Origin of the sequence: Rhodococcus sp. NPDC057014 (assembly GCF_042673295.1) — a bacterium.
In the GTDB taxonomy this organism is placed as follows: Bacteria; Actinomycetota; Actinomycetes; order Mycobacteriales; family Mycobacteriaceae; genus Rhodococcus_F.
The window spans coordinates 1-11,194 of the sequence record NZ_JBHUSF010000304.1; the positions used below are offsets into that span (position 1 = coordinate 1).

Consider the following 11,194-nt stretch of genomic DNA (forward strand, 5'->3'; position numbering starts at 1 on the left):
CTGTAGATGATCTACATCAACTAGGGTCTGTGTCAACCATCACTTTCCGGCGCACGCCCACCCACCGGGTGAAACACCTGCTCAGCACCCATGCATAGGAACGCGGATGCCAGACACCAGGGAGAGCAACCCCCACCGAACTGCACCGTCGGACGCGGTCCGCCCCCGATCGCCGGCATTGAGACTCGCCGTCTTCGGCACAACCTCACCCCTCACGGACACCACCTCAGCGGCTGCGAGAGAGTGCAGGCGACGCGGCGAAGCCATCCTTTTCGAAAGTCCACGAACACGCCCCTGGGTCGCCCTACCGCGGTGTGTTTCAGTTACCATCTGGTACGCCAGCGGCGCGCCTGGCGGACAAGCGAGCGGCCCGCCCCGAGGTATGTGCCGGTAGCCGCAGGGACGACCTCGCTTCAAATTCCAAAACTGAAATCCATCCGTCTACATCGCTTGACGCAGCGGTGATCCCTATGGTGAGGGCTACCATGAGCGCTATGAAAGTTGTCGGCCGGAAAACTGCGCGACTGGTGGCTGGTCGGATCGTGCAGGACATTGGGACCGAGGGCCTCACTCACCTGCCCTCGGAAGCGGAGTTACTCGAACGCTACGAGGTCAGCCGGCCGTCGCTTCGCGAAGCCCTTCGTATCCTGGAAATGTACGGAGTCATCTCCATTCGCCCTGGCCCGGGCGGTGGGACACGGGTCAATCAGGTCGCAAGCTCTCAATTTGCCAGCGCTTCGTCGTTGTATTTTCATCTGCTCGGTCTGACGCTTCGGAATGTGCTGAACACACGTCTCCAGGTGGAACCGCTCATGGCTCGGCTCGCGAGTGAACGCGTGAAGTCGGGCGTAGCTTGGGACCCCGATGAGGCGGAGGGGAGCGGGGAGAATGCGGAGTCCGGCAGTTTCCACTTTTCGGTAGCTCGTTTCACCGGAGATCCGATTTTGCTTTTATTCGCGGATGGTCTCCGCAGTATATATGTTGATGAATCCGCCGACGAAAAGGTTCCCCGCAACGAATTGCCGGTTTCGCATGATCAAATTGCCGATGCCATCCGGAGTGGCGATTCGGAGAAGTCTGAACGTTTGATGCGGGATCATATTCGAAGTTATCTTGACGCATTGGAGAAGAACTGCCCCGAAATTTTGGACCAGGTCGTGGACTGGAACTAGTTTCGGGGCATGCCGGAAGCGCGCAATGGGAGCGCTTCTCTGGGCTGTCGCGACGAGCGCCGGAGCGTCCGGTAACGCGCCAGCGCCCGTCGTCTGTCGTTCCGCTTTCTGTCCAGGCCTGGCACGCACTCCCCGGGCAGATGCACCGCGGTAAAGGGCGTGAGTGTTAGGCGTCTTGGGCCGTCAGTTGCGACCGTCTGATCTTGCCCACGCTCGTTCGCGGCAATTCGTCTACCTGGTGCCAGTCGCGTGGGCACGCCTGGGGCGGAAGGTTCTCCGCGGCCCAGGCATTGAGTTCTTCGATGTCGAGCGGTGTCTCCGCGCGACGCGGTACCACGTAGGCGACCGGAACGGCATCCCGAATGGGGTCGGGCCGCGGAACGACGGCGACTTCCAATACCCCCGGGGCCTGCGCTAACGCGGCCTCGACCTCGGTGAGGCTGACGTTCTCGCCGGAGACCTTGATGACGTCGTCGATCCGGCCGACGAATCGCAGCCGCCCATCCGGGTCGGAAACGACGAGGTCACCGGTTCGTAGCCAGGTTCCTTCGCCGTATTCGACAAGTGCTGTCGACGTCGCCTTCGGGTCCGAAAGATATTCCTGGAACAGATCACAACCCGGTGTGCCCGCTACCAGTAGGAGACCGGGTGTCTGCGCTTCGACGGGTTCGAGGTTGTCGGGATCGACGATGGCGGTGGTCCGTCCCATCAAGCTGGGATTGCCGATGAAGTTCGGGCTCGCGCCCTCGGGATGTTCGGCGGTGACCATGGCAATGGTTTCGGTCATTCCGTACAGCTGGCGCGGTGCACATCCCACCATCGACGCGAACTCGTCGAAGTGCCCCGGTGCCAGGCTCTGGGCGAACCACACATGTTTGAGACGCAGTTGCGGTGTGTCCTCGAGGCGCCGCGCGAGAATCATCCGGATCGGCGCTGCAAACAGGCTGGCGTGGGTCGCTTCGAGCCGAGCGGCCTGCTTACCCCACTGAGACGCCGAGAAAGTACTGGTCAGAGCCACGCTTGCGCCGACGTGGATCGCCGCGGCGAAGCAGTAGTACTGGGCGTTCGCGTGGAAGAGCGGCAGTGTCACCAACCAGCGGTCCGCTGGACCAAGGTTGGCTGCCTCTGCCATCGCCCGTGCGACATGCGCATAGTTGCACTGTGTGAGGACAACAGCTTTCGGTTCGGAGGTGGTGCCGGAAGTGAACATCACCGCCAGTCGATCGTGCGGGCTGGGTTCGTCACCAGCAGTTGTGCGCGGGGTGTGTGCGCACAGTTTGCTGTCGCGGCCTACGTCAGTCGAATCTTCCTCCAGGACTATCACATCTATGTCCAGTGCGGAGCTCACACCCTCGTCGGAGGCGCGCTTGACGCCCTGTAGATAGATGTCGGCATTGCGCGAACCGCACAGCGCCACGGCCGGTGTCGTCCTGCGGATGTGCATCGCGATGTCCCTCGCCGAGGATGCGGGGTCGGCGAAGATGGCGATGGCGCCGATGCGGGCCGCGGCGAGCCACACCGCCACGAAAGCTGGACAATTTTTCAGGACAACGTGTACCGCCGACCCGGGCGCGACCCCTGCGCCTTCGAGCGCGGCAGCAGTCGAGACGACGATTCGATCAAATTCGTGATAGGTCCATTGCGAGACTTCGCCCGTCGAAGCTTCGAAGACCAAGAACATCTCGCTCGAGTGAGCGACAACGGTCTCGTCCCAGCGTCGTGCGAATGTTGCGCAGCCAACGGCGTCCAACGTGCACCTCACAGATTGGTGGTACAAAGCTCGGATCGTTCTCGGTGCTTACCCAGCCCCAGAACCGTGTTTCGGTCGGCCCTGCACTTCTTTGTGCGACACGCGGGCCTCCGCCGAAGCCTACGTTCGTCATGAACGTGCCGATATGTCCGATAAAGACACTTCTTGGCCTGATTCTGGTCCTGGGTAGACATGCCCCGTATGGTGTGAAGCATCTGCTGCGAGATGGACGCGCAGGACCAGGTGAGGCGATCATGAAACACCAATTGCAGTCATCCTCAGGAGGACACGTCGCTGGCACGGCGACCAACATCCTGCGAGTGACCTCTCAGCTCGTCCGCGCGGTCTCCCGTACGGGTTCGGATCTCGCGGAGATCGAGCGCACGGTGGTCGAGATCTTGAGTGCCAATTCGGACCGCCCGATCAGCACTGAGGAGCCCGGGTTTCATGCGGCGCTGCTTGATCTGCTCGCGGAAGTTACCGGCCAGCATGAGGCGCGAGATGATCGGTATCGCGCCCTGTTGGACACCGTTGCCGATATCACCTCCGAAGAAGATCCGGACAGGCTTCTCGAAGGGATTGCCGATCGGGCGCGCCGGCTGCTTCGCGCTGACGTCGTCTACCTCTGGTTGGCGGAGCGCGAGGGTGCATACGCACATCTGGGTGCGACGTCGGGTGGTATGACTTCCGAGCTCCTCGATCTGCGTGTACCAGCGGGCATGGCCATGACTGGACGGATAATAGATACCGGAATGCCGTTGATCGTTTCGCGGTACTTCGACGACCAGAATTTTGTGCATTTTCCGGAAATCGACCGGGTCATGGAACGAGAGAAGATCGTCGCGACCGTCGGCGTGCCTCTGGTGAACGGGGTGAAACGGCTGGGTGCGTTGATCGCAGCCAACCGTGATGAACGCGCCTACACCCCGGCGGATCTGGATCTCTTGCATTCGCTGGCCGGCCATGCGGCGATCTCGATCGAACGCTCGAGACTTTCCGAGGAAACCAAGAGCGCAGTGCAGTCACTCGAGACCGCAAATCAGGAGCTGGCCAGGAGCAACGCCGAGTCCGAGCGAGCGGCCACGGCGCACTTCACACTTTCCCAGGTCGCTTTGGCCGGCGGAAATATCGACAACCTCGTTCAGGAAGTGGTGAAGATCGTTGGCGGCCAGTTGGCTGTGTTCGATCCGGACGGCCGGCTGCTCGCTGATGCCGGCGACTTCAGCGGCACAGCGCAGCCTCCCGAGTTGATCCGTCTTGCCGCTCTCGCACGGACCACTCAGACGGCGAAGAGTCTGGTGGCGATCCCGGTCCTGGCGGCGGCCAGACTTCTCGGCATTTTGTACTACCGAGCTGACGTGACCCCTGCGGGGGCGGACATCCAGATCCTCGAGCGGGCAGCAGTCGTCGCGGCCTTGCTTCTGCTTCTCGTCGAGGCTGAGTCTGGAGCTGCGGGTTTCCGTCGCGATGACTTCATCGACGATCTTCTGTCGGGTGAGGAAGCTGCCGGCCGGATGATCCACCGCGCTGCGCAGTTGCGGATGGAACTACGTCAGCCGTACACCATTCATGTCGTGCGGGCCCCGTTGCAGCACCGTCGGCTGGCGTACCTCGCAGATGAGGTAGCGAAGACACGAGGGGGTCTGGCCGGACAATGTCATATCCTGCGGCGCGGAACCAAATCCTCGGTAGTTGCCCTGATTCCCGGAAATGATCCGCGGTCGAACTCCGAGGAGCTGTCCTCCGCAATTGCACGCGCCGGACGGGTGACGCCATCGGTGGCCGGGGCGGGGCCGACACGCGAGGTTTCCGGTGTGCGTGAGTTGTTTGATGAGGCGGTGACCTGCAGTGATGCGATGGAGCGGATATATGGCGGCCCCATGTCCGGCACCTTGGAAGATCTCGGATTCATCGGACTGGTTCTGAGTAACAGACCGAATGTGGACCGGTACGTGCGGGCGATGCTCGACCCGGTGGTCCGGTATGACGCGGCGCACCACACCGAATTGCTGAGCACGCTCGAAGCCATCCTTGCAACGGATGGAAGTCCGACGGCGGCAGCGGAGGCGCTGCATGTTCACGTCAACACGGTGAAACAGCGAATGCAACGGCTCAAGGGCCTCTTGGGTGACGACTGGAGAACTGTGGAGCGAACAAGTGAACTCCGTCTCGCGATGAAACTCTTTCGGCTCAAACGGAACCCGTTCGAGGCGAGTACCTAGCCGAACTTCCGGATGAACGCTGTGTCGGCTGCCGGTTCCGGTTCGGTGCGCTATGCAGAAGCCTGCTCGACGACCCAGGCCGCGATCTGCGCGCGAGTGTTGAACCCGAGCTTGGACAGAATGTGCTCGACGTGACCTTGGACGGTGCGGGGGGAAATCACCAGGCGGGTGGCGATAGCTCTGTTGGTCAGTCCCTCCGCGACGGCCTCCGCTATTTGACGTTCTCGCTCGGTCAACTTCGCGGTCTCCCCCGCGGCAGGCGGTGGTGTGGGTGGTTTCTCGCCGAGGGCATAGGCGATGGCTGCATCGAATCCGAGGCCTTGGCCTTCTTTGCGGGAAGCTGCAAATGTTCGCTCGCCGAGCGCCTGGATCGATCCGCGCTCGCATTCGTCGTGGTAGTTGAGCAGGTTCGGGAACCACAGTGTGAAGGTCCCTATTGACCGCACCAATTCCTCTGAGGCGGCCATCAGAACCGCTGCACGCCGGCAGTCTTTGTTTTCGGCTGCAACCCAGGCGAGCACTTCGAGACACGTGGCGGTGGTACGGCGATCGCCCACTTGGCGTGACAACTGCAGTGCCTGTTCGAGTAGTTGAACCGCGCGGGCGCGGTCCGATCGTCTCCATGCGGCTATACCCAAGGCCCGGAGCGTCGATGCCCGGTGTACGACCTCGCCGCAGGCCTCGGTGATCGCGAGCGCCTCGGAGTAGTACTCGATCGCTCGTTTCCCGTCACCAGCTTGGTCACACGCCCGCCCAAGCATGTGAAGTACCTCAATGCGCGAAGAGTTGGGGGCACTGGACTTCTCGAGCGCGGTTTCCAGCAGTGACCGGGCTTGGTCAAAATCACCGCGGTATAGGGCGAGTGTTCCCTCGGCTCGAGCGACGAATGCATCTGCCGTCGAGTCGGTTACCTGCTGGGCGACCTTGCGTCCCTCGGTGACCGAGGCAGCGGCCGCGGTCAGGTCGCCCTGCAGTTCGGCCAGGATACTGTCTGCGTGCAAGGCCTTGACCCGTTCGACGGTCGGGGTTTCCCACGGCTGGGCTAGGAGTCGGTCGAGCCAGCGCCGACCCTCGCTGAACAATCCGCGGGCATGCCAGAACGGTTGGAGGGCGCCGGCGATGGTCAGTCCGACATTAGGGTCGTCGCTGAGGCAGAATTCCATCGCCTCGCGGAGGTTGGTCTGTTCTCGATCCAGGCGGGCGATCCAGTCGAGTTGTCGAGAGCTGATCCAATCCGACTCTGCCTCGAGCGCCAACTGTTGGTACCAGTCCCGGTGGCGGCAGCGCAGTTCTGTGTACTCCTCGTTTGCTTGCGCGTTCTCCCTGCCGTAGTCGCGCAGGATGTCGAGTAGCCGGAAGCGCACTGTGCTGCCGAACTCTTCCCGAATGAGGATCGACTTGTCGACCAGGGAGGTCAGCGCGTCGAGTACCTCCTGCGCGTCCATGTCGCTGCCGCAAATCTGCTCGGCCGCGTCCAGTTCGATGCTGCCGGCGAACACCGAGAGCCGCGCCCAGAGCAGCCGCTCTGTGGGGTTGCACAGTTCGTGACTCCAGTCGACGCATAGTCGCATCGTTTGTTGGCGGGTCGGAGTGTTTCGGCTGCTGCGGGACAGCAGCGTGTAGCGGTCGGTCAGTCGCTGGAGGATCTGCCCGGGCGACATGGCTCGCACCCGGGCTGCCGCGAGTTCAATGGGCAACGGCAACCCGTCCAGTCGATGGCAGATCTGGGCCACCGTGCCCGCGTTATCGTCGGTCAATGCGAACGTTGGGAGCGCGGCGGCAGCGCGTTCGGCGAACAAGGTGACGGCATCGGAGTTAGGTGTTCCTCGACGTGACGGCGATCGGTCCGGCTCGGGAACTGTCAGTGGCGGAACGCGTCGAACAGCTTCTCCTGCGATGCCGAGAGGTTCGCGACTAGTGGCGAGGATACGCAACTGCGGACAACCGCGAAGAAGGGTCGTGGATAGCTCGGCCGCCGCGTCTATTACCTGCTCGCAGTTGTCGAGCACCAGGAGGAGCTCACGGGGCGCCAGGAAGTCCAGCAGGCTCTCGCGCAGGTTCCGCACTCGCTGATCCCGCAGTCCCAGAGCTGCAGCCACGAGCTCTACCAACAACGACCCGTCGGACAGCTCGGCGAACTCGACCAGCCATACACCGTCGTTGAAGCCGCGTCGCAGACTGTCCGCCGCCTTGAGGGCGAGGCGTGTCTTGCCGACGCCTCCGAAGCCGGTCAGGGTCACCAAGTGCGAGGTCTCAAGCGACCGCCTCACTTCGGACAGTTCATTCCTGCGACCGACGAAGCTAGTCAGCTCAACCGGCAAGTTCCCGGTCGACTTGCCCGACAGTGCACGGCCGGGAGTGGAATTGCTTCCATCGGGACGAGCAACCGCGGAGTTGGGCACGGATTCGCGCCGTCGCTCCCCTCCGAAGCCGATTTGCAGCGCCATATCGTCGACCGCCAATCCGTGGTCGAGTTGCACACGTTGCAGCGCCTCACCGAGCGTGGCCGCGGAGTGCCGGTCCGGTGCGGACGCGGCCATCGCCCGTTCCACCACCGTGCTCACGTCATCGGCAATGTTGTGTTCCCGGAGGTCGGGAACGGGCTCGGTGGTGATGCGAACGAATTGCGCTAGAAGTTGTTCACCGCTGCGACGCTCGAATGCAGCATGCCCAGTTAGTGCGCAGAAGAGGGTGGCGCCGAGTCCATAGACGTCCGAGGCTGGGCTCGGCGATTTCCCGGCCAGAACCTCGGGCGCGGTGAATGCCGGTGAGCCGGTGACGGTACCGGTAGCGGTCTCGAAACCCCCGTGAATCCGAGCGATACCGAAGTCGGTCAATGCTGGTTCGTCGTAGTCGGAGAGCAAGATGTTTGCGGGTTTGATATCGCGGTGGAGGATGCCGAGCCGGTGTGCGGTTTCCAGGGCGCCCGCTATCTTCACTCCTAAGCGAAGGGCCTCCTCCAGTGGCAGCGGTCCGTGCCGACGGATCTGGGTATCGAGGCAGCCGCGGGCGTAGTAGGGCATCGCAAGGAAGAGCTGGCCTCGTTCCGTCGTACCGATTTGCAGGACGTTCGCGATGTTCGGGTGCCCTGTCAGCCTTCCCATCGCCCGCTGTTCGCGCAGGAATCGCTCCCGATTCGCCTCGTCGTTGAAGTCTGCGGTGAGGACCTTCACCGCCACGGTGCGGTCTAAAGCGGTCTGCGTGCAGCGATACACGACGCCGAAACCCCCGCGCCCGATCTCCTCAGCATTGGAGAATCCCGCCGATTCCAGGTCCGTCACCAACACAGTGTTCTGTGCGCGCTGTGTTGCGAAGGGATCGTCGTCGCTCGTCATCTACGATGCACTCTTCGCCCTGGTGAGGGATCGACGAGGTGCAGGTCAACACCTCCTGGCTCACCAGGATATCGCTGAACACGCACCCACATGATTGCGTCGGCCCGCTGGCGCAGGACCTGACCTACCAGCAGAGCATTTCTGTCATCGACGCTGGGCGCAATTGCGGCATGCAATCACTCTGAACGCACCCCAGGCCCTTCCGGCAAAGCACTAAGGGCTGGCACCATCCCCTGAAGACACAAACTGACGTGGACTGTGTCTTCGGCGGACATTTGTCAATGCTCCAACCAGGAATACTGTCTCTGTGTGTCGCGGATCACTGAGTTTCGCGCATCCGTCAAATCGACGGGCTGGTTCGCCCGATCGGCTCTGGTCCTCGACCAACCCCTGTCGGCATTAGTCCACTGAGGAGTCGCGTCACACCACAGAAACAAGATGATCAGTGAATCAGTCGGGTGCAATCGACGGCAATCACCATCATCTCTCCGGAGGAACAGAAGTGACGTTATCCGACAGGTCGCACGAGCGCAGCGTCAATCCAACGCTGACGCTTGCGGTTGTTGTGGCCTCAGTATTTGCCTATAAGGGTCTCGAATCGGTCCTCTCCCCTGCCCTGCCGCTGATCCAGGAGTCCCTCGGAGCAACGGAAGCACAGATCGCGTGGGTGATTACCGGTGTGCTGCTCACCGGCGCTGTGGCCACCCCGCTGATCGGCCGCCTATCTGACATTCGCGACAAGAAGACGATCCTTCTTGCCGTACTCGCGATCGTCGCAGCCGGAACCGCAGTCTCGGGTCTCTCGAACTCAATCCTGATGCTCACGTGCGGACAGCTGTTACAGGGAGTCGGTCTAGCCGTGGTGCCCCTTGCCTTCGGGATCATTCGCGACACTCAGACCGAAGCTCGGATCAAATCCGGCAACGGTTCGGTCATTGCGTTCATCTACGCCGGTACGGCGTTTGCGCTCGTCGGCTCAGGGTTGCTTGTGAGCATTCTCCCCTGGCGTTGGCTGTTTTCCGTTCCCTTCGCGATCATCACCATCATCTTCGTCGCCGCGTGGCGCCTGGTCCCATCATGTCCGCCCGCCAACCACGGCCGCGTCGACTACACCGGTGCCACGCTCCTTGGCAGTGGCATGGCGGTCATCCTCATCGGCATCACCAAAGCACCCGAGTGGGGTTGGCTGTCGGTCAAATTCGGAGCTGCACTGCTCATCTGCATTGTGCTGCTGGCCGCGTTCGTCGCCCTCGAGCTCCGTTCATCGGAGCCGCTCATCGACGTTCGCCTGCTCGCGACGCGACCACTCGCCGTGAGCTGCCTCGTATACCTACTGTGCGGTTTTGCTACCAACGCATTGTTTTTAGCGGTCCCCATGTTGGTGCAACAACCAACCGACACCGGGTTCGGCCTCGGCGCGTCCGAGTTCACGACGAGCCTTCTCCTGCTCCCCCTGGGATTGGCAGGGGCGGTGGTAGCACCGCTGACAGGTTGGCTCGATCTTCGAGTCGGTGGACGAACCACCATGCTCACCGGCGTCATTCTTGCGGGGGTATCATTCATCCTCCTCCTCACCGCGAGCGGGCATTTCCTCATGGTTATGGGGGCGACCATCCTCATTGGCGCGTCAGGTGGAATCACATTGACGCAAGCAATGAACACGGTGGCGCTGACATCTCCGGTTAGCCGGATCGGGGCATTCAGCGGTCTCGCATTCGTCGTCAAGGCAGTCGGCGGCACACTCGGAGTTCAACTCTCGGGAAGCATCCTCACAACCGGGACCAGTACAGCTGCACCGACCTGGGCTTCCTTCACGATCGTGTTCGTGATGGGCATCTCGGTCACAGCCCTGGTTGCACTGAGCTGCTTGCTCTTGCCACGGAGAGCGACGACAACATCGGCCCAAGGATCAGAACCACTGGTCGACACCAGGGCTTCGACTGACTGACCTCCCTCTCAGGTACGTGGGGTCGACCAGGCGTCGTCGAGGCTCATATCGGGATGCAGCAGACCTCACCCATCCCACCGCGTCCGTGCTCTGGGGTGAAGGCGTACACCCAGATCGATGCTGTCCCAGCAGCGCGACACCGGAAAACAGTCCACCAGGGTAAATGTGCACGTCAGAAAGTTATCCAGTGAAAACAACAAGAACCGGCGCAGACCATACGAGCGCCGAAGCCGACAGGCGCGAGTACCAGAAATTACGTCGGAACAGGCATACCAGGCAACAAATCCAAGCGGAGTACAAGTCTCGGGGAGAAGCTGCTCGATTCATCCAGTTCGCTCAGGCCTGGATCCCCTACGGCGGCGCGACGGATGAGGACATCTTCATCAGCTTCGGTATGACGCGCCCCCGCTTCATACAGAAGCTTCGACACTCCATCGTCGAGGTCGACCTCGACGCCGAAGCCGTCAGAGAACTGGCCGACACGTACCCATGTTTTCGGCCAACGTCGAATTGTTGACCGGACCAGCCGGTTGCAGCCAACCCCTTTCGCACTGTTTCTTCGGGCGTGCGGGACGCGGTCACCGCACCCGCATGCCCGAAGGCCGCCGGCAGCGTGTCGTTCTGGCTGAAACCGGTCGGATTCTTCGACCGCAATCCCGCCCTCGACGTCGTCCCCATCCCGGAGGCGTGCGATCACCACCATCCCCACCACGAGGACTCCGATGACTGATTTCGAACGGCTCCGCGCCACCCTGCCCACCGGTCTG

General features: G+C 62.0%; 8 protein-coding genes. 6 read left to right on the plus strand and 2 right to left on the minus strand.

From position 1 onward, the window contains the following. Nucleotides 1-494 precede the first annotated feature (494 nt). Nucleotides 495-1,172 carry a FadR/GntR family transcriptional regulator gene (locus tag ACFTZB_RS36695; protein WP_378439449.1) on the plus strand — a complete coding sequence of 226 codons (678 nt, stop codon included), beginning with the start codon at nucleotides 495-497 and terminating at the stop codon, nucleotides 1,170-1,172. A 166-nt stretch (nucleotides 1,173-1,338) separates the two neighbouring features. On the opposite strand, the gene ACFTZB_RS36700 is transcribed toward ACFTZB_RS36695, so the two are convergent. Next, nucleotides 1,339-2,853: a class I adenylate-forming enzyme family protein gene (locus ACFTZB_RS36700; protein WP_378439451.1), complete on the minus strand. Its 1,515-nt coding sequence runs from the start codon at nucleotides 2,851-2,853 to the stop codon at nucleotides 1,339-1,341. 389 nt (nucleotides 2,854-3,242) lie between these two features. On the opposite strand from ACFTZB_RS36700, the gene ACFTZB_RS36705 reads away from it, so the two are divergent. Beyond that, the gene (locus ACFTZB_RS36705; protein WP_378439453.1) at nucleotides 3,243-5,144 is read left to right on the plus strand and encodes a helix-turn-helix domain-containing protein; all 1,902 of its coding nucleotides are present in this window, start codon (nucleotides 3,243-3,245) and stop codon (nucleotides 5,142-5,144) included. Between the two features lie 50 nt (nucleotides 5,145-5,194). Here the strand turns inward: ACFTZB_RS36705 and ACFTZB_RS36710 are convergent, their stop codons facing one another. Then, nucleotides 5,195-8,479, minus strand: coding sequence for a protein kinase (locus ACFTZB_RS36710; RefSeq protein WP_378439455.1), 3,285 nt, complete (start codon nucleotides 8,477-8,479; stop codon nucleotides 5,195-5,197). Between the two features lie 38 nt (nucleotides 8,480-8,517). Between ACFTZB_RS36710 and ACFTZB_RS36715 the strand changes: the two genes are divergently transcribed. The 4 genes from ACFTZB_RS36715 (at nucleotide 8,518) to ACFTZB_RS36730 (ending at nucleotide 11,157) form a co-directional block, all read left to right on the plus strand. Continuing rightward, complete coding sequence (locus ACFTZB_RS36715) at nucleotides 8,518-8,664, plus strand: hypothetical protein (protein WP_378439457.1); 147 nt, start codon at nucleotides 8,518-8,520, stop codon at nucleotides 8,662-8,664. A gap of 260 nt (nucleotides 8,665-8,924) precedes the next feature. Continuing rightward, on the plus strand, nucleotides 8,925-10,427 hold the full coding sequence (locus tag ACFTZB_RS36720; protein ID WP_378439459.1) for an MFS transporter: 1,503 nt from the start codon (nucleotides 8,925-8,927) through the stop codon (nucleotides 10,425-10,427). A gap of 187 nt (nucleotides 10,428-10,614) precedes the next feature. Further along, a complete protein-coding gene (locus ACFTZB_RS36725) occupies nucleotides 10,615-10,944 on the plus strand; it encodes a hypothetical protein (RefSeq protein WP_378439461.1) in 330 nt (109 codons plus the stop codon). Between the two features lie 48 nt (nucleotides 10,945-10,992). After that, the gene (locus ACFTZB_RS36730) at nucleotides 10,993-11,157 is read left to right on the plus strand and encodes a hypothetical protein (protein WP_378439463.1); all 165 of its coding nucleotides are present in this window, start codon (nucleotides 10,993-10,995) and stop codon (nucleotides 11,155-11,157) included. Nucleotides 11,158-11,194 lie beyond the last annotated feature (37 nt).